Below are 19,190 nucleotides of genomic sequence, written 5' to 3' on the forward strand. Positions count from 1 at the left end.
GTCATATTTGTTGTAAGTTTACTACATTTGTTGTGTTTTTATTGAACTACAACCGATACGACCCTTTATTTATTAAGCATTCTGAAAGTGTAAAGTGATTTAATGACAAACAATAATTCATCCTCAAAACCGGAAACAAATATTAAGTTTATTGGCGCTCATGTCTCGGCTGCTGGTGGAGTTGATCAGGCGCCTATGCGTGCACGTGAAATTGGCGCCAATGCGTTTGCACTGTTTACCAAGAACCAGAGACAGTGGGCGGCAAAACCGCTAGAAGCGAAAACCATTAGTGCCTTTAAAGCTAATTGCAAAATGTTGGGCTTCGGTGCTGAGCACATTCTTCCTCATGACTCCTACCTTATTAACCTAGGAGCACCAGAAGAAGAGAAGCTAGAGAAATCACGCGCGGCTTTTATTGATGAAATGGAGCGTTGTAATCAACTTGGATTAACGCTTTTGAATTTTCATCCTGGGAGTCATTTAAAGAAAATCTCAGAAAGCGAATGTTTGGCGAAGATCGCTAAATCGATCAACCTAGCTCATCAAGCGGTACCTGACGTAATCGCAGTGATCGAGAATACGTCTGGGCAGGGCACTAATCTGGGTTGGAAGTTTGAACATCTAGCAGAGATTATCGAGCAGGTAGAAGATAAGTCACGTGTTGGTGTGTGCTTAGACACCTGCCATACGTTTACTGCTGGCTATGACTTACGTACAAAAGAGGCGTGTGAGCATACTTTTGCTGAGTTCGACCGCATCGTGGGTATGCACTATCTAAGAGCAATGCACATCAATGATTCAAAAGCTGAGTTCGCGAGCCGAGTCGATCGACACCATTCTTTAGGAAAAGGCGAAATTGGCTGGGATTGTTTTGAGTATATTGCCTCTGATTCTCGCTTTAATGGTATCCCTCTTATCTTGGAAACCATTGATTCGACGATCTGGAAAGAGGAAATTCAACAACTTAGAATGTTTCATCGCTCAGCAACGCTAGCGAGCGAACAAGCGTAATAATAGAGGGGGAAATTTATTTCCGTCTATTTCTAAAAATTGGCACCTTTCTTTCATAGTATTAAAGTGAATATGTAGTTCACGATGTCTTAGAGGAGGTGCCTTTATGTATTCAATCACCCAAACTTCAACTATTGCTGTCGCACGCCGTTTACCTACACCAAACCGTCACGTGCATAACCACGGCCACCATCGTACACAGCAGAAAAGTGGTTAATCGAGATAAGCACAACTTGAACTGATTATTATGATTCATCAACAAGTGAACCCTACACATCATGTTTATTGATAGCTGTATGAGGTATAACTAGAGCCTTATTTAGGACAGTTAGCCGATACAGCTATTTTTTTGTCTGGCGAAAGCCGCTAGAAACCTTGATGATTGGGAAGTAAAACGATGACCGCACCAAAGACTTGGGAATCCATTATTAATGATGAACGTGATAAAGAGTACTTTCAGAGTGTCCTCGCGTTTGTTGAACAGCAACGTAATAGTGGTAAAACCGTCTACCCGCCACAAGAACAGGTGTTCAGTGCCTTTGATATGACGCCTTTCGAATCCGTGCGAGTGGTTATCTTAGGGCAAGATCCTTATCACGGTGCTAACCAAGCTCACGGCTTAGCATTCTCAGTGCTTCCTGGTGTGAAAATCCCACCTTCTCTACGCAATATGTACAAAGAGCTTGCACAAGATATAGAGGGCTTTGAGATTCCTAGTCATGGTTATCTCGATTCTTGGGCATCGCAAGGGGTGTTGATGTTGAACACAGTCCTTACAGTCGAAGAGGCAAAAGCACACTCACATGCTAAGTGTGGCTGGGAAACCTTTACCGATGCCATTATTGCTGAGCTCAATCAGCGCTCTGAACCGATCATCTTTTTGTTGTGGGGCGCACACGCCCAGAAGAAAGGTCAAGCGATTGATGACGACAAGCATCATGTGTTGGTTGCACCTCACCCATCGCCATTATCGGCACGCCGTGGATTCTTCGGTTGTCAGCATTTCTCTACAACCAACAAGCTGCTTTCTTCTATGGATCAACAACCTATTGACTGGCGTTTACCAACAGAAGTGTAGGTTGGTGGTTTTCTGAGCAGGGTCAAATCATAAATCAGCATATTCGTATACACTTATAAATAGTAGGTGTAATGGAGTGCAATACTATGATGATTGAAAGGATAAGACGAGAGCATGGCTATATGGCTCGTTTACTCGCGATACTCAACAGTAAGTTAGAGTTTCTGAAACAGGAGCGAGAAATAAACTATAGCCTGATCGCAGAGGTGGTTCATTACCTTATGAACCATTCAGACAAAGTGCATCACCCTAAAGAAGACGTCATTTATCGCTACTATCTTAAGCAATATGGCAGCGAGCAAGCGATTGAAGACTTGGAGTTAGAGCATCAATTGCTTTCTGAGAAAACGGCGGACTTTTTAGGTTTGGTCGATATGATCCTTCAAGATGCGGTGGTTCCTCAGCAAGTCTTTATTGAGCAGCTTGAAGCGTTTGTTAAGGCTCAGCGAAAGCACATGGAATATGAAGAGAAGCATGTGCTACCCATGATTGTTGAGGCGTTCACGGTGAAAGATTGGCAAGAAGTGGAGTCTCAATGGCTTCAACCGGAAGATGACCCTGTTTTTGGAGAGACCATCGCCGATCAATATCGCCAACTCGCGGCTCGGGTTCGACAAAATGAACAAGAGTGTGTTTAGCCCGTTGTAATGTTGAGGTGCACCTATTTTTGGTGTCCTCTATATTAGAGGGTTGGTTTCCAAATGGCGCTTTGAGCGGATTAACTACCTCAAAAAATAAAAAAGGCACCTATATAGGTGCCTTTTGCTATCTGATTTCTTATCGTGCTGATTAAAGTTTTATATCGTCAAGGCTAAAATCAAGACCTAGGTTCATCTCTCTCAGCTCTTTCTCAAGCTGCCTACGATCGTTGATGGCTTCGATTTCACGCCACTTACGCTTGAGTGGTTTCGAGCGTGATTTTTGAGTTACACGAGGCATTTCTAGTTCTGATACTTCATCGAATTGAAAGCTATCCATAAGCCATATCTCCTTCCGTGGGACTAGTTCTTACGAACCAATAAATATCATATTTAGGTTCACAATAACTTTGATTTGTTTCTCATTTGTTTCAAATCCATGAAGCTTTTGTTCTATTTTCTTATGCATGCTCACACATTGTGATAATTATTATGTATAAAAAACAGGCAATCAAACCTAAGTAAACGATTAAATTGGGGGTTATTGAATGTTAATTCATTGTGCGAATGGAATAGCGTTTTGACTACAATGCATTGAAGTGCACATGGTACCGTGCGGTATAGGGATCTCATTGGCCTAGAAAAAAACGAAGATCTTCACTATACCTTGTAAAACCTAGGCTGACGTCATTTTTATAGGATGGTGTTCTTGTTGGTGTAGTGCCGTGGCTGTTGTTGATATTATGTCCCGATAATGTGACTTTTATTGGGCTGCATTGTTGAAAGTTGTGTTAACAAAAGGTGTGTTATTAGTGAAATGTCATTTTAATATAAGTGTATTTGCATATTGATTTTTAGGCCGTCTCGCTGCATTATCCGCCCGTCAAAAAATACACTGATACGTAAAATGGATGCATGAAGCGACATTTACAGTCTCAATCGCCGCAAGAATATAACAAGAGTGCCGACACAACATTGACAGAGGCATAGGCGATTAAGAGGAAGGCTAGGAAGCATGATCGGTGCTTAAACTCAATTACGAGGTTCACGTGACAGACTTAATCAATTTGATGAACGATCTCCTTTGGGGATCTATCTTAGTTTACTTACTGGTTGGTGTGGGTATCTACTTCACTGTACGACTAGGCTTCATTCAATTCCGCCATTTCGGCCACATGTTCTCTGTTCTTAGAAACAGCCGTAAAGCAGACAGTGCTGGTATCTCTTCTTTCCAAGCTCTTTGTACTAGTCTCGCTGCTCGTGTAGGTACGGGTAACATGGCAGGTGTTGCTGTAGCACTAACCGCTGGTGGCCCTGGTGCTATCTTCTGGATGTGGCTAATCGCAATGCTAGGTATGGCAACATCGTTTGCAGAAAGCACACTGGCACAGCTATACAAAACGCGTGATAACGACGGTAACTACCGCGGCGGCCCTGCATACTACATGGAGAAAGGCCTAGGCATGCGTTGGATGGGGGTTCTATTCTCTATCTTCCTCATCATTGCATTTGGTCTTGTATTCAACGCGGTTCAAGCGAACGCGATTGCAAGCGCAATGAATACGGCATTCGACCTTGAGCGTAGCTACGTTGGTGTTGGTATCGTAATCATCTCTGCGTTCGTTATCTTCGGTGGTATCCGTAAGATTGCACGCACAGCAGAAATCATCGTTCCAATCATGGCATTGGCTTACCTAGCGATCGCTATGTACGTGATGTTCGCGAACATCGAGAAAGTGCCTGAAGTACTGGCTCTTATCTTCAAGAGTGCATTCGGTCTGCAAGAAGCAGCAGCGGGTGGCCTAGGTTACGCAATCGCACAAGCGATGATTAACGGCATCAAACGTGGTTTGTTCTCGAACGAAGCGGGTATGGGTTCTGCGCCAAACGCAGCAGCTTCTGCTACGCCTTACCCACCGCACCCAGCATCACAAGGTTACGTGCAAATGCTAGGCGTGTTCATGGATACCATTGTTATCTGTTCAGCAACAGTCGCAATCATCCTGATGTCTGGTGAGTATGTACCACACGGTGAAGTAACGGGTATCGAACTAACGCAACGTGCACTAACAGCACAAGTGGGCGAATGGGGCGGCATTTTTGTAGCGGTAGCGATTTTCTTCTTCGCTTTCACTTCAATCATTGCAAACTACTCGTACGCTGAAACGAACCTTATCTTCCTTGAGCACAACAACAAGAAAGGCCTAGTGCTGTTCCGTATCGTTGTTCTGGGTATGGTTATGTTCGGTTCTCTAGCAACTCTACCAACGGTATGGGCACTGGCTGACGTATCGATGGGCCTAATGGCGATTGTTAACTTGGTGGCGATTATCCTGCTATCAGGCATCGTGATTAAGCTAGCTAAAGACTACAACCGCCAACTAGACGCGGGTAAAGTACCAACATTCGATTCGAATGACTTCCCAGAGCTTAAGTCTCAGCTGGAAGACGGTATTTGGGACAACAACAAGAAGTAATCTTGTTGGAGCGATAAACGGCTCATCCTAAAGTGATTAGAAAGGCTAAGGTTTCGACCTTAGCCTTTTTGTTTGCCTGTCATTTGTCTCATTCTGTCTATCGAAGCTCATTCTCCCTATCGAAGTAATAGGAACAGTCATAAAGACAAGTTGATGTTTTTTCTATACTCTAGCAGCATCCAGTTAGATAACCGATTAGGGTAAAGTTATGTTAGTTGTCGTTTCTCCAGCCAAAACACTTGATTACGAATTACCATTAGCGACGGAACGCTTTAGTCAGCCTGAGTTTGTTGAACACTCTGCTGAGCTGATTGAAGAGTGCCGCAAACTGACGCCAGTAGATATTTCTGCACTGATGAAAGTCAGCGATAAAATCGCAGGGTTGAACGTAGCGCGCTTTGAGCAGTGGAGCGAGACCTTTACCCAAGACAACGCACGCCAAGCAATCCTAGCCTTTAAAGGCGATGTATACACTGGCCTAGACGCTGAAACGCTATCGGATGAAGATTTTGACTACGCACAAGACCACCTGCGCATGCTTTCTGGGTTATATGGCTTGCTTAAGCCATTAGATTTGATGCAGCCATACCGCCTAGAGATGGGTACACGCTTAGCCAATGCTCGTGGTACTAACTTGTACCAGTTCTGGGGCAACATCATCACAGACAAGCTGAATGAAGCGTTGAATGCTCAAGGCGACAATGTGTTGATCAACTTGGCGTCTAACGAATACTTTAAAGCCGTGAAGCCGAAGAACTTGGATGGCCAAGTGATTACCCCTGTATTCAAAGACTGCAAGAACGGTCAGTACAAGGTGATCAGTTTCTACGCGAAGAAAGCGCGTGGCATGATGGCTCGCTACATCATCGAGAACAAGATCGACTCGGTTGAGGCGCTGACCCAGTTTGATACGGCGGGCTACTACTTCGTTGAAGAAGAGTCGAACGCGAAAGAGCTTGTCTTTAAGCGCGAAGAGCAAAACTAGTAGTCCTTGGCTAACGAGTAGCTCTCGGTTTTAGCCTGATAACAGACCAGATAGAGAAAAGCCCCATGCAGCGAACTGCATGGGGCTTTTTTATTGAATCGTTGAAGCTGGTAGATTACTTCTTCTTTGCTGCTTTCTTTTTCTTCGCGATTTTTTTCTTCTTCGCGATTTTTTGTTTCTCTACCGCTTTCTTATCTTCTTTCTTCGGCTTCTTCTTCTTAGTCACGGCCGCTTTCTTATGCGTAGGGCGCATGCCTTCGATGAAGCGTTCTTTGATTGGTTCGTCTGTGTAACGAGCCACACGCTCAATCATTAGTTGATCGTGCGCTTCAATGATAGAAACCGCGTTACCTTTTTTACCAGCACGAGCCGTACGGCCAATACGGTGTAGGTATACGTCAGCAGTACGTGGCATGTCGTAGTTGATTACGTGGCTTACGTCTGGAAGGTCGATACCACGAGCAGCAACGTCAGTCGCTAGTAGTACGTTTACAGAGCCGTCACGGAAACGAGCAATCGCGTTGTTACGACGATCTTGAGGCATTTCACCTTGGATCCACGCACATGGGATTTGCGCGCTTTCAAGTTGAGCTCGTAGATCACCTAGACGATCACGCGTCTTCAAGAATACGATGCTGCGCTCAGCTTGCTCTGTGATGACGTGCTTTAGGATGTTTAGCTTGTGCTCTGCCGTGTCTGCACGGTGGTACCACTGAGTGATCTTCTTACGCTCACGAAGTGATGATTTCGCATCGATCTCCGCTGGGTTTTTAAGTAGATCTTCAGTGAAGCCTTCAATGCCTTTACCTTCTAGTGTTGCTGAGAACAGTAAAGTTTGTTTACGCCAGCGACACTCTGCAGACAGACGGTCAACAACAGGACCAAAGCCCATGTCTAGCATGCGGTCGGCTTCATCTAGAACCAGCCATTCAATCGCACGACAGTCAAAACGCTCGCCTTCAATGTATTCCATCAAACGGCCAGGTGTTGCTACTACGATATCTTGAGTTGTACTTAAGATATCTGCGTGCTCTTGGTACATAACACCGCCCGTGATCGTGAAGATATTTAGGCTGGTGTATTTAGCAAGCTCACGTGCTTGTTCGGTGATCTGCATTGCTAGCTCACGCGTTGGCGTCAGGATAAGCATACGTGCAGGGCCAGATTTCTTACGTGGGAAATCCAGTAGGTATTGCAGTGCTGGCAATACAAATGATGCTGTTTTACCAGTACCTGTTGGCGCAGAAGCCAAAACGTCTCTTCCATCTAACGCTTGTGGGATTGCTTCAGCTTGTATCTGTGTTGGACGTTCGTAGCCCATTTCGTCAATTGCTTTAAGCAGCTCTTGGTTTAGATCGAGTTCTGCAAAGGTTCTGATCACTGTTGTTTCTCCACAAGCAATAAATGTTTCTGCCTCAAAAAGCAGACGATAAAAAAGAGTAGTCGGACATTATAGAAGCATTAGTGATTAGGATCACATGGTATTTGCTACATCTTGAGATAAAAATCTTTAGTGAGCGCAATAAATGCTTCGCTATAACCACCTTGATGGTGAATTGTAAGCGATTCGCGCTGCAAATCTTGCTCGCAAGCAGGATCTTTAGATAACTCGAATAAAATTCGGCTAGCTGGCTTTTTATCTGTTGTTTTTACATCAAGGCGTTTTGCTAGATACCAACCACATTGCTCGGCAAGCTTGATAAAACCTTCCCCCTCAGGCGTCGGTAGGATGAAACTGGCAGTCGCGGCGTCGGTTGTTATCTCGAAACAACGCTGGGCAAGCGCTAAATGATCCAAGCTGTCGGTGTGCCTGGCGGTGGCTCTTTGGCTTTGCTGCGCCTGTTCTCCAGAGTTGAAGTAGGGCGGGTTACAGATGATCGCATCAAACCTTTGTGGAAAGTCGGTTGTTAACACGCTGCCGTGATCAAGGGAGATACGATTTTGCCAAGGCGACTGCTCAATATTGACAGTGGCAGCATCAATAGCGTGTTGATCAATATCTATCGCAGAGATTGAAGCATCTTCAAAACGCTGCGCAGCCATCAAAGCCAGCAGACCTGTCCCGGTTCCAATATCGAGTACACATGATCTTTGTGGCAGGCTTACCCAAGCGCCAAGTAATACGCCATCGGTACTGACTGGCATACCGCTTTTCCCGCCGTAAATTGAGAATTGCTTAAAATTGAAGCTTTTAGTTTGCACTGTTTTGTCTTTCATTAATGTTCTGAGTATCGAGATATTTTAAGTGATTAGCTCTAATGTTAACCGCTTGTATGAATCAATGTTCTGCTTGGAAGAATATTGTTGTGCATTATGGTTAGTTTATAATTGTGGCTATTTTTCTATAGCTAGTGGAATCCACTGCTTTTTGTTCTCATATGCAAATTTATATGGTGTTTTTGTGTGGTGACTTGCAGCTAGCCAGTTGTTTCGTCATTATGCGCGACTATTTTATAGATTGATTGGCAGCTTTGAGCTGTAACATTCATGTAAGCACAACATAAATTCATAAATATAATTAAGGATTATCTGTGAAACAGAGTCTAAAACTAACAGATATAATGGCATTGGGCTTTATGCTTTTTGCGTTTTTCTTGGGTGCGGGTAACATCATCTTCCCACCTCTAGCTGGCCAATTAGCCGGTGATCACTTCCTTCCAGCGATGTCTGGTTTTCTGCTGACTGCCGTTGGTCTGCCGTTAATCACTATCGTCGCGGTCGCAGTGGCTGGTGGCTCTTGGGGTCACTTAACTAAAGATCTTCCTAAGAAAGCAGCAACCATCATGGCTGTACTGATCTTTATCATTATCGGTCCTGCATTTGCTGCACCGCGTACTGGCCTTGTTGCCTATGAGATGGCGGTGAAACCGTTCTTCATCGATGCCTCTCAAGCTCACCTAACTCTCTTTTCGATTGCATTTTTTGCAGTAGCGATGTTCTTCTCATGGTCGCAAGGTAAGCTTATTGACGTCATTGGTAAGGTGCTAACACCTGCACTGTTCGTTGGTTTGGTTGTGCTGGCGATTGCTGTATTCGTTAACCCTCAAGGCGATATTCTTGCGGCTCACGGTGAGTACATCACTCAACCACTAACCAAAGGTTTCCTTGAAGGCTACAACACCATGGATACTTTTGCTTCTTTGATGTTTGGTATGCTGATTGTTGATGCGATTCGTAGCAAGGGCATTACTGACCGTGCAGCGACGACTAAGTACCTAATTAGCGCGGGTTGTATTGCCGCAGCGGGTCTGGCGTTTGTTTACATCTCTCTATTTTTCCTAGGCGCAACAAGTGCAACAGTCGCAGCTGGTGCAGACAATGGCGGTGCTATTTTAAGCCTATACGTTCAATCGTTGTTTGGTCCTTCTGGTCAGCTAGTGCTTTCTGTGATCGTACTATTAGCATGTCTAACTACGGCGATTGGCCTTGTGTCAGCATGTTCTGATTACTTCAGCTCGCTAACGCCTCTGTCTTACAAGACTTGGGTAATCATCAATGGTGTAGCTTGTGCAACCGTTGCGAACGTTGGTCTTTCTCAACTGATTTCTCTGTCTGTTCCAGTACTGTTTGCACTGTACCCAGTCGCTATCGCGTTGGTTGCTCTGACATTCTTACGTAGCCGTTTCCCTAATCCAAAAGTGGCTTACCGCGTAGTAGTATTAGTGTCACTGCTGTTTGCTCTTATTGATGGCGCTAAAGTAGCGGGTGTAGACGTGTCTGCACTTAAGATGCTGCCACTGTTTGAGATCGGTATGGGTTGGTTGCTTCCAACGACTGCTGCAATCATCTGTATGTTCTTCGTTGGTAAATCAACAGAGCAAGAGATGGCTGAGGAGACTGTTTAATCTTCCGTTGAGATTAGATTGTCCTTCGAGATGAAATAGAAAAGGCCTCATTACTTCGCAGTAATGAGGCCTTTTTGTATTCTGTGGTCTTTTTATATCCAGCTAGTTACTTGGTTAGCTACTTAGCCGGGAGTACTTCTGTTTGGTTATAGCTTTTCGCTGTACTCAACCAGTACTTGCTCAACCCAGCTTGCGATACGGTCGTCGCTTAGCTCGTATTGTGAATCTTCATCAAGCGCCAAACCAACGAATTGAGATTTGTCTTCGGTTAACGCTTTAGACGCTTCGAACTCGTAGCTGTCATCGTTTGGCCAGAAGCCAACAAACTCTGCACCCGCGGTTTTCAGTTCATCATGCAATAGACCCATCGCATCTAGGAACCATTCGCCGTAGCCTTCTTGGTCACCCAAACCAAACAGAGCCACAACCTTGCCTTTCATAGGCGTGGTTGCGATGTCTTCCCACAGTTCATTCCAATCTTCTTGGATTTCACCGAAGTCCCAAGTCGAGATGCCCAGCAATAAAAGGTCGTAGTCCGCCATCAATGAAAGAGGGCTTTCTTTCACGTTATGGATATCAACTAGGTCTTCACCAATAATGCCGCGAATTTTCTCTGCTGCCATTTCTGTGTAGCAGGTGGTTGAGCCGTAAAATAATCCAATTTTCATAGCAAACGTTCGATTTTAATTTCAGATGGCGAATTCTAACCATAAATCGACTTCGATTGCAGCGATTATCCGCTCAAGTCGTAATTTTTATGGCATTCATATTTGCTCTGGCATACTCTCAAAACAGTTTCCAATATTGTGAGTAACACTATGCAGTCGCCTCAAGGGCAGAGCGCAGACCACGGTCTCGTTGAGCAGTTTTTAGATGCTATGTGGATGGAGCGAGGATTATCGGAGAATACGCTTGTCTCGTACCGTACCGATTTGTCCAAGTTATTAGCGTGGATGGAAAAGAACAATTACCGCCTCGACTTCATTAGCCTTTCAGGTTTACAGGATTATCAAGGCTGGTTAGCCGACGCCGATTTTAAGCAGACCTCTCGTGCCCGTATGTTGTCGGCGATTCGTCGCTTGTTCCAATATTTGCACCGCGAGAAAATCAGAGGCGATGATCCAAGTGCCTTGTTGATCAGCCCGAAGCTGCCGCAACGCTTGCCGAAAGATTTGAGCGAAGAGCAGGTTGATGCTTTGCTCGATGCGCCAGATCCGAACGATCCGATTGAGCTTCGCGATAAGGCGATGCTTGAGTTACTCTATGCAACCGGTTTGCGTGTGACAGAACTGGTTAGCTTGACGATGGAAAACATCAGCCTAAGACAGGGCGTGGTGCGTGTTATTGGTAAGGGTGGCAAAGAGCGCTTAGTACCAATGGGCGAAAATGCGGTGGATTGGATAGAGACTTTTATTGAACAAGGTCGTCCACATCTACTTGGCGAAAACAGTTCTGATGTGGTTTTTCCGAGTAAACGCGCCAAGCAAATGACCCGTCAGACGTTCTGGTATCGTATTAAGCACTACTCGGTCGTCGCTGGGATCGATACAGAGCTGTTGTCACCACACGTATTGAGACACGCTTTTGCGACGCATTTACTGAACTATGGCGCAGATCTCAGGGTCGTACAGATGTTACTTGGGCATAGTGACTTATCGACAACCCAAATTTATACTCACGTGGCGACTGAAAGGCTGAAGCAAATTCACGCGCAGCATCACCCACGTGCTTAAATCCATTTATTTTTAAGGTGAACTTAATGAGCGTATTACGCCGTCTTCCTCTACTAGCGCTTCCTCTTATGATTACTGCATGTAATGCATCAGAAGCGAAAGTAGAAACAACATCAACAGCCGTAGAAGCTGCTCCAGCTCAAGCTATTGATACAGCTGCGTTAACTAAGCGTTTTGAAAAAATCGGTATTAAGGTCGATAAGATTGTGCCTTCGGATATCGATGGTCTTTTAGAAGTTCAAACCAACAGCGGCATTATCTTTTCTTCTCCAGAGGGCGATCACTTTCTAGCCGGTACACTTTACTCTTTGGATGAAAACGGAAAGTTCAGTGATGTTTTGGCTGAGCGTCAAGCTCCGTTGAATGCTGAAAAAGTAGCAGCAATGTCGGATACGGTTATCGAATATAAAGCTGATAACGAAAAGTACGTTGTGACGGTATTTACGGATATTACCTGTGGCTACTGTGTTCGTCTGCACAGCCAAATGCAGGGCTACAACGATCTGGGTATTACCGTTCGTTACATGGCTTACCCGCGTCAAGGTGCGACAGGACAAGTTGCTGATCAAATGGCGGCAATCTGGGCGTCAGATGATCCAAAAACAGCGATGCATGACGCTAAAGTAAATCGTCAAATGCCAGCGTCTGGTAAAGACCTAGCAGAGCAGAAGCAGATCATTGCTAAACAATACCAATTGGGTCGTGAGCTTGGCATCAATGGTACACCGGCTATCGTACTAGCAAGTGGTGAGTTGGTGAGTGGTTACTTGCCGCCAGCACAACTTCTTCAACGTTTAGAGCAATAATCTCGTTTTCTGTATTGCCATTTATCCCCCATGTTTTTGATTTAAGGAGAGGCCTGATTGATATCGGGCCCATTTTTATATGATAGAGATCCAACGCCGTCCTGAGGTCGACATTTCAGTCTTACCTGCTCACTTACCTGACTTATTAAAGCGTATTTATGTGAGTCGTGGAATCGACAGTGCTGACCAACTAGAGACAGCAGCGAAAGGCTTGCACTCTTATCAAAAACTGGGTGGCATTGATGCTGCGGTTGAACTGTTGTTCAAGGCCATTCAGCAGCAAAAACGCATCATCATTGTTGGTGACTTTGATGCCGATGGCGCAACCAGTTCAGCGTTGTCCGTACTTGCTCTACGTATGTTGGGCAGTTCTAACGTCGATTATCTGGTACCAAACCGTTTTGAAGATGGTTATGGCTTGAGCCCTGAGGTTGTCGAACAGGCAATCGAGCTTGGCGCCGAAGTGATCATGACGGTTGATAACGGTGTCTCTTCTATTGAAGGTGTTCGCTTCGCTAAAGAGAAAGGACTAGAGGTTCTGGTTACCGACCATCACTTGCCGGGCAATGAACTGCCAATGGTCGATGCGATGGTTAACCCAAACCTTGAGAGCTGTGCTTTTCCTTCGAAAGCCCTAGCGGGGGTTGGTGTCGCTTTTTACCTGATGATGGCATTGTGTGTTCACATGCGTAAATTGGGTTGGTTTGCAGAGCGCGGCATGACAGAACCTAAGTTGATGGAACTGATTGACCTTGTGGCGCTGGGTACGGTTGCCGACGTGGTTCCACTCGATGAAAACAACCGAATTTTAGTTCATCAAGGTTTGCAACGTATTCGTGCGGGTAAAGCTCGTCCGGGCATTCAAGCCTTGATCGAAATTGCTAAGCGAGACGCTAAGCGTTTGGTGGCGTCTGACTTTGGCTTTGCTCTTGGTCCTCGTATCAATGCAGCTGGTCGATTAGACGACATGTCTTTTGGTGTTGAGCTGCTAATGAGTAACAACATCCATGCGGCTCGTCGAATGGCGAGTGAGTTAGATGGCTTGAACCAAACACGTAAAGAGATCGAAGAGGGTATGAAGCAAGAAGCGATGGCTTTTTGTGAGCGCCTTGAATTTGGTAAAGACGACCTACCTTCTGGCTTGGCACTATTCCAACGTGATTGGCACCAAGGTGTGATTGGTATTTTGGCTTCGCGTATCAAAGACAAATACCACCGCCCAGTGATTGCGTTTGCAGATGGCGGCGAAGGCAGTATCAAAGGTTCATGTCGTTCAATTCCGGGTCTGCACATGCGTGATGCATTGGACCGAATTGATACTCAAAACCCTGGCTTGATTCTTAAATTTGGTGGCCACGCAATGGCGGCTGGTTTAACCATCATGGAAAAGGACTTTGAACGCTTCAGCAAGCTGTTCAATGATGTGGTGAAGAATGAACTTGGAGAAACAGCACTGAAGGGCATTATCTTGTCTGATGGTGAGCTGTTACCAGAAGAGTTCTCGATGCACACCGCTGAAACGCTGCGTTCAGGTGGCCCGTGGGGACAAGCTTTCCCTGAGCCAATCTTCGATGGTGAGTTTAAAGTGCTGCACCAAAAGCTGGTGGGTGAAAAGCACCTTAAGCTGATGCTTGAGCCGCTCTACAAAGGCCACCCAACCAATGTGATGATTGACGGTATTGCCTTTAACGTCGACCTACGTCGCTGGCCTGATGCATCAGTAAAAACCGTTCATCTTGCATTTAAGCTCGATATCAACGAATTTCGCGGCAACCAATCGTTGCAGCTGATGATTGATCATATCGAAGCCAAATAGTGATTTTGGGCTCAATAATGCTCATCATATAGTGCCAAATTCAACAAGCTCTGTTCAAAAACAGGGCTTGTTTTCCTTCCTGCCCTTACAAAATTTACGTGTTTTTTATGCCTGTCAATTTTATATCCCATTAAGTTGTTGAATCTTGGTTCACCACTCTAAAAAATTCTGTATCTCCGTCACACTTTTGAGTACAATTCTTCGGTTAAATTCTACTCATAAATGATGAGCTAAAATGTTTGAAATCAATCCTATAAAAAACCGTCTGCAGGATGTGTCTGAGCGCACAAATATCCTGAGGGGGTATCTTTGACTATGACGCTAAGAAAGAGCGTCTAGAAGAAGTAAACGCAGAATTAGAACAACCGGATGTATGGAACGAACCTGAGCGTGCTCAAGCGCTAGGTAAAGAACGTTCTGCATTGGAAGCGGTAGTAGAAACGATCGACCAACTTGACCAAGGTGTTGAGGATGTTGATGGCCTATTAGAGCTTGCGGTTGAAGAAGAAGATCAAGAAACGTTCGATGAAATTGAACCAGAACTGGCCGAGCTTGAAGCTAAGCTAGAGAAGCTGGAATTCCGTCGTATGTTCTCTGGTGATCACGATGCATCAGATTGCTACATCGATTTACAGTCAGGTTCGGGCGGTACAGAAGCTCAAGACTGGACTTCAATGATGTTGCGCATGTACTTACGTTGGGCAGATTCGAAAGGCTTCAAGACTGAAGTTATCGAAGTGTCGGATGGTGATGTTGCTGGCCTTAAAGGCGCAACGGTACGTATTTCTGGTGAGTATGCTTACGGTTGGTTACGCACAGAGACTGGTGTTCACCGTCTAGTTCGTAAGTCACCATTTGATTCAAGTGGTCGTCGTCATACTTCATTTGCATCTGCGTTTATCTATCCTGAGATTGATGACAACATTACGATCGACATTAATCCTTCTGACCTACGTATTGACGTATACCGTGCCTCTGGCGCTGGTGGTCAGCACGTAAACACCACGGAATCAGCGGTACGTATTACTCACGTTCCGACTAACACTGTGGTTCAGTGTCAGAATGACCGTTCGCAGCATAAGAACAAAGATCAAGCGATGAAGCAGCTACGTGCTAAGCTTTTTGAACTTGAGATTCAAAAACAAAATGCTGAAAAACAAGCGAGCGAAGAGACGAAATCAGACATCGGTTGGGGCAGTCAAATCCGCTCTTACGTGCTGGATGATTCTCGTATCAAAGATTTACGCACCGGTATCGAAAACCGTAATACTCAAGCGGTTCTTGACGGTGACTTAGACAAGTTTATTGAAGCTAGCCTGAAATCAGGTCTGTAAGCTTTATCAACTATTAAGCTTTACCAATAATATTGGTAAAAATGCCTATATTTGCAAAAATATAGCGGTCCAAATTTTAAAAGCAGGGTACATCTCTAATGACTGATGCTGTTCAAAACGAAAACGCACAAGAAGCTTCTTCACCTGAAGAGAACAAACTAATCGCTGAGCGCCGCAGCAAGCTGGATCACATCCGCCAAAACTGCAAAGCTAACGGTCACCCAAATGACTTCCGTCGTGAGCACCTAGCTGGCGATCTTCAAGCGGAATTCGGTGAGAAGACTAAGGAAGAGCTAGAAGAGCTTAACCACATCGTTGCGATCGCTGGTCGTGTTATGGCGAAGCGTGGTCCATTCCTTGCGATTCAAGAAACTTCTGGTCGTATCCAAGCATACGCAGCGAAAGACGTTCAAAAAGTACTGAAAGAGAAGTACCAAGGCCTAGATATCGGTGACATCATCGGTGTTAAAGGTGCGCTTCACAAATCAGGTAAAGGCGACCTTTACGTGAACATGGAAGAGTTTGAATTGCTGACTAAAGCACTTCGTCCTCTACCAGAGAAGTTCCACGGTCTAACTGACCAAGAGATGCGTTACCGTCAGCGTTACGTTGACCTAATCGTGAACGAAGATTCTCGTAATGCATTCATCGTGCGTTCTAAGCTTGTATCTTCAATCCGTAACTTCATGAGCGCGAAAGGCTACCTAGAAGTTGAAACGCCAATGATGCACGTGATCCCGGGTGGCGCAACTGCACGTCCGTTCATCACTCATCACAATGCACTAGACATCGACATGTACCTACGTGTTGCACCAGAGCTTTACCTTAAGCGTCTAGTGGTGGGTGGTTTTGACCGTGTATTCGAGATCAACCGTAACTTCCGTAACGAAGGTCTATCTCCACGTCACAACCCAGAATTCACAATGATGGAATTCTACCAAGCGTACTCTGACTACAAAGACCTTATGGATCTGACAGAAGAGATGCTAAGCACGGCAGCAATGGACGTTCTTGGTTCTACTTCTATGCCTTACGGTGACGAAACGGTTGAGTTCGGTGGCACTTACGCTCGCATGAGCATGTTCGATGCAATCAAACACTACAACCCTGAGCACGCTGAGATTCAAGCGCTAACAGAAGCAGACCTACAAGACCGTGAAAAGATGGTTGCTATCGCAAAATCTGTACACGTAGACGTAGAAACGTTCTGGACATGTGGTCAGCTTCTAGAAGAGATCTTTGGTGAAACGGCTGAGCCTCAGCTAATTCAACCAACGTTCATCACTGGCTACCCAGCGGACATCTCTCCTCTAGCTCGTCGTAGCGATGACAACCCGTTCTTCACAGACCGTTTTGAGTTCTTCATCGGTGGCCGTGAAGTTGCGAATGGTTTCTCTGAGCTTAACGATGCACAAGACCAAGACGAGCGTTTCAAAGCGCAAGTTAACGCGAAAGACGCGGGTGATGACGAAGCGATGTACTACGATGCAGACTACATTACTGCACTAGAGCACGGCCTACCGCCAACAGCGGGTCAAGGTATCGGTATCGACCGTCTAGCAATGCTATTTACAAACACGCACACAATCCGTGACGTGATCTTGTTCCCGGCAATGCGTCCACAGGCGTAATTCTCGCTTATAGGGCGTAACAGCCTATGTAATTAAAAAGCCACCTTCGGGTGGCTTTTTCTGTTTTGGGGCTTCAAAACCTAGTCTGTACCGCACTCTTGATTCGAAAAATCGTTATTTCTGACATAGTCTTACTATTGAGACATAAAATCTAAGATAGTCTCACTACTATACGTCTCTGCGCTGAATACGCTCTCGCGGCATTTTGTCGAACGATGAAGCAGTGACTCGTATTAGTCTGATTTAAATAAAAATAGAATAAGGAAGAAGGATGGGAACTCAATTTAAGATGGATTCCTTACCAGGTTCTCTTATCGTCGTTGGTGGTGCGTACGAACCCTGGTTATCAGTGTTAGAACAAGTGGGTTGGCAGTGTACCCAGTGTGCAGATTTACGAAAAGCCGATGCCTTGATTGCTGATATTGGCCCATGTATTGGTATTGTCGATCTTAGTCATGATGAGTTCAGTCTCAACGGTATTGCTAACCTTGTGAGCAATAACAAGCAGGTGAGATGGCTCGCCTTTATCCGTGAATCTCAATTAAGCTCTGATACGATCTGCCAGTTTATCGTCAACTTCTGTATCGACTTTTTCACGGCACCAATCCCAGATGCTCAATTGCTGAGTACCATTGGTCACCAACTGGGTATGCTTAAGCTTGAGCAGAAGGTATGGCCAAACTACGGCATCAATAACAACATGGGACTGCTAGGCGATTCTGTGGCCGTGAAGCGCTTGAGAGACCAAGTAAAGCGTATTGGGCCGACTGATGTCAGTATCTTGATTTATGGCGAGAGTGGGGCTGGTAAAGAGACGATTGCACGCTCGATTCATCAAAATTCGTCGCGAGCACAGAAACCATTTTTAACGGTTAACTGTCGTGCCTTGTCTGAAATGAGAATAGAGGCCGAGGTGTTTGGCATATCAGCACAGTCAGCGACTGCGCCTTGTATGTTGGAAGAAGCCGATGGCGGAACCATCTTGCTTAATGATGTTTTAGCGATGCCACGCAATCAACAACTGAACCTGTTGCGCTTTCTACAAGAAGGTAAGATTGAAACTGCGAATGGACCTAAATCTGTCGATGTGCGTATTCTGGCCGCGAACTCCTCTGATATCGAGAAGGCGTTGATCGAGGGCGACTTCAATGAAGAGCTTTATCACTATATCAATGTTCTGCGTATTCATGTTCCAAGCTTAAAAGAACGTGTGAGCGATATTTCAGTACTGGCGAATCATTTTCTGCGTGAGTACTCGAAAGAGTTTAATGCTCAAGCGAAGAGCTTCTCAGACGATGCTATCCGTTCGATGAATCGATACCATTGGCCTGGAAATGTGCGTGAGCTGATGAATCAGATTAAGCGTGTTGTGTTGATGTCTGATGCTGTGATCATTGAGGATCACCAACTGGATTTACCAAAACAGAATGATGAGCGCCGCAGTCTCAAAAGTATCCGTGAGCGTTCAGAGCGAGATGCGTTGCTGATTGTTCTGGAATCTTATGGTGGTCAAGTATCGTTGGCCGCTAAGGAGCTTGGAGTTTCGCGTGCAACCATGTACCGATTGCTGAACAAACATAGCCTGATTTCTGAAGGTGTTGTTTAGAGCTCTCTATTCATTGATTCTATCCCGTTAGTGTCAATCTAAGAGCCACGCATGATGCGTGGTTTTTTTATATCCATTGCTACAACTTCTCGTTGATCGTTGATCGTTGACTGCTGACAGATTGACAGATTTACAGGTTGATAGATTGAGCTATTAGAGGCTCGGTCTTTAAGAGAGATGTTCTGTGATTTTATATAATCATAGTGAATATGTTATATATAAAGTAATAT

General features: G+C 45.2%; 16 protein-coding genes. 12 read left to right on the forward strand and 4 right to left on the reverse strand.

The window, feature by feature from the left end:
* Positions 1–102 precede the first annotated feature (102 nt).
* The 3 genes from nfo to AB4623_RS15900 all read left to right on the forward strand — a co-directional run bounded on the left by nfo (position 103) and on the right by AB4623_RS15900 (position 2,727).
* A complete protein-coding gene (gene nfo / locus AB4623_RS15890) occupies positions 103–1,011 on the forward strand; it encodes a deoxyribonuclease IV (RefSeq protein ID WP_372146848.1) in 909 nt (302 codons plus the stop codon).
* 397 nt (positions 1,012–1,408) lie between these two features.
* Positions 1,409–2,089 (forward strand): uracil-DNA glycosylase, encoded by a 681-nt coding sequence (gene ung / locus AB4623_RS15895; protein WP_017059317.1) that lies wholly within the window; start codon positions 1,409–1,411, stop codon positions 2,087–2,089.
* Between the two features lie 86 nt (positions 2,090–2,175).
* Positions 2,176–2,727 (forward strand): hemerythrin domain-containing protein, encoded by a 552-nt coding sequence (locus AB4623_RS15900; RefSeq protein ID WP_017070073.1) that lies wholly within the window; start codon positions 2,176–2,178, stop codon positions 2,725–2,727.
* A gap of 151 nt (positions 2,728–2,878) precedes the next feature.
* Here the strand turns inward: AB4623_RS15900 and AB4623_RS15905 are convergent, their stop codons facing one another.
* Positions 2,879–3,067 (reverse strand): DUF3545 family protein, encoded by a 189-nt coding sequence (locus AB4623_RS15905; RefSeq protein WP_017059319.1) that lies wholly within the window; start codon positions 3,065–3,067, stop codon positions 2,879–2,881.
* 709 nt (positions 3,068–3,776) lie between these two features.
* Here AB4623_RS15905 and AB4623_RS15910 point away from each other — a divergent pair.
* Both AB4623_RS15910 and yaaA read left to right on the forward strand, forming a co-directional pair.
* Positions 3,777–5,204, forward strand: coding sequence for a sodium:alanine symporter family protein (locus AB4623_RS15910; protein WP_032545312.1), 1,428 nt, complete (start codon positions 3,777–3,779; stop codon positions 5,202–5,204).
* A gap of 208 nt (positions 5,205–5,412) precedes the next feature.
* Complete coding sequence (yaaA, locus tag AB4623_RS15915; RefSeq protein ID WP_372146849.1) at positions 5,413–6,189, forward strand: peroxide stress protein YaaA; 777 nt, start codon at positions 5,413–5,415, stop codon at positions 6,187–6,189.
* Between the two features lie 115 nt (positions 6,190–6,304).
* Here the strand turns inward: yaaA and srmB are convergent, their stop codons facing one another.
* Positions 6,305–7,570, reverse strand: a complete 1,266-nt coding sequence (gene srmB, locus AB4623_RS15920) for an ATP-dependent RNA helicase SrmB (RefSeq protein ID WP_017059323.1) — start codon at positions 7,568–7,570, stop codon at positions 6,305–6,307.
* Positions 7,571–7,677: 107 nt separating this feature from the next.
* Positions 7,678–8,406, reverse strand: a complete 729-nt coding sequence (locus tag AB4623_RS15925) for a tRNA1(Val) (adenine(37)-N6)-methyltransferase (protein ID WP_017062876.1) — start codon at positions 8,404–8,406, stop codon at positions 7,678–7,680.
* Between the two features lie 314 nt (positions 8,407–8,720).
* Between AB4623_RS15925 and brnQ the strand changes: the two genes are divergently transcribed.
* Complete coding sequence (gene brnQ, locus AB4623_RS15930) at positions 8,721–10,034, forward strand: branched-chain amino acid transport system II carrier protein (RefSeq protein WP_065584721.1); 1,314 nt, start codon at positions 8,721–8,723, stop codon at positions 10,032–10,034.
* Between the two features lie 146 nt (positions 10,035–10,180).
* Here brnQ and fldB read toward each other — a convergent pair whose 3' ends face one another.
* Complete coding sequence (gene fldB, locus AB4623_RS15935) at positions 10,181–10,702, reverse strand: flavodoxin FldB (protein ID WP_017062875.1); 522 nt, start codon at positions 10,700–10,702, stop codon at positions 10,181–10,183.
* Positions 10,703–10,852: 150 nt separating this feature from the next.
* On the opposite strand from fldB, the gene xerD reads away from it, so the two are divergent.
* The 6 genes from xerD (at position 10,853) to vpsR (ending at position 18,960) form a co-directional block, all read left to right on the forward strand.
* Positions 10,853–11,767 (forward strand): site-specific tyrosine recombinase XerD, encoded by a 915-nt coding sequence (gene xerD / locus AB4623_RS15940; protein WP_017059327.1) that lies wholly within the window; start codon positions 10,853–10,855, stop codon positions 11,765–11,767.
* 26 nt (positions 11,768–11,793) lie between these two features.
* Entirely contained in the window at positions 11,794–12,573 is a 780-nt protein-coding gene (locus AB4623_RS15945; RefSeq protein ID WP_017062874.1) for a thioredoxin fold domain-containing protein, read from the forward strand.
* Between the two features lie 79 nt (positions 12,574–12,652).
* Positions 12,653–14,389, forward strand: coding sequence for a single-stranded-DNA-specific exonuclease RecJ (recJ, locus tag AB4623_RS15950; protein ID WP_017059329.1), 1,737 nt, complete (start codon positions 12,653–12,655; stop codon positions 14,387–14,389).
* A gap of 235 nt (positions 14,390–14,624) precedes the next feature.
* A protein-coding gene (gene prfB / locus AB4623_RS15955) for a peptide chain release factor 2 (protein ID WP_100208942.1) occupies positions 14,625–15,723 on the forward strand; the annotation gives its coding sequence in 2 pieces (ribosomal slippage) (positions 14,625–14,699 and positions 14,701–15,723; 1,098 coding nt in all).
* Positions 15,724–15,821: 98 nt separating this feature from the next.
* On the forward strand, positions 15,822–17,354 hold the full coding sequence (lysS, locus tag AB4623_RS15960) for a lysine--tRNA ligase (RefSeq protein ID WP_017059330.1): 1,533 nt from the start codon (positions 15,822–15,824) through the stop codon (positions 17,352–17,354).
* Between the two features lie 271 nt (positions 17,355–17,625).
* Positions 17,626–18,960 carry a cyclic-di-GMP-binding transcriptional regulator VpsR gene (gene vpsR / locus AB4623_RS15965; RefSeq protein ID WP_017062873.1) on the forward strand — a complete coding sequence of 445 codons (1,335 nt, stop codon included), beginning with the start codon at positions 17,626–17,628 and terminating at the stop codon, positions 18,958–18,960.
* Positions 18,961–19,190 lie beyond the last annotated feature (230 nt).

This window comes from Vibrio sp. 10N.222.52.C12, assembly GCF_041474215.1.
GTDB classification, from domain to species: Bacteria; Pseudomonadota; Gammaproteobacteria; order Enterobacterales; family Vibrionaceae; genus Vibrio; species Vibrio crassostreae_C.